The sequence below is a fragment of the Thiocystis violacea genome, assembly GCF_016583565.1.
In the GTDB taxonomy this organism is placed as follows: Bacteria; Pseudomonadota; Gammaproteobacteria; order Chromatiales; family Chromatiaceae; genus Thiorhodococcus; species Thiorhodococcus violaceus_A.
Genome location: NZ_NRRF01000280.1, coordinates 1 through 541, shown reverse-complemented (window position 1 = coordinate 541; position 541 = coordinate 1). Strand labels below are relative to the sequence as shown.

1 protein-coding gene is annotated in these 541 nt (G+C 71.0%); it reads left to right on the top strand.

Annotation, left to right across the window (positions count from 1 at the left end; genetic code table 11):
• Window positions 1-541: UxaA family hydrolase (locus tag CKO23_RS25200; RefSeq protein ID WP_200336341.1), on the top strand; the 541-nt coding region annotated here is incomplete at both ends.

The window sequence follows — 541 nt, the reverse complement described above, 5'->3', positions numbered from 1 at the left end:
TCTCGTGGGCTCGGCTGCGAGGTGAACCAGATCGGCGGCCTGCTGGACGAGCAGCGGCTCTCCGGCCGGCTGCGGAACATGGACATCCAGGAGATGGGCGGCACCCGCAAGACCGTCGCCGCCGGCATCGCCTTCGTGAAGGAGGTCCTGGACGAGGCCAACAGGGTGTCCCGCGTCGCGGTGCCGGCCAGCGACCTCTGCGTCGCGCTGCAATGCGGCGGCTCGGACGGGTATTCCGGCATCACCGCCAACCCGGCGCTCGGCGCCGCCAGCGACCTGGTGGTGCGCCATGGCGGCACGGTGATCCTGAGCGAGAGCCCGGAGACCTATGGCGCCGAGCACCTGCTGACCCGCCGCGCCGTCAGCCGGGAGGTCGGGCAGAAGCTGGTGGACGTGATGCATTGGTGGGAGGAGTACACGCGGCGCGAGGGCGCCGAGATGGACGCCAACCCCTCCCCCGGCAACAAGCTCGGCGGGCTGACCACGATCCTCGAGAAGTCGCTGGGCGCCATGGCCAAGGCCGGCAGCACCAACCTGGTGG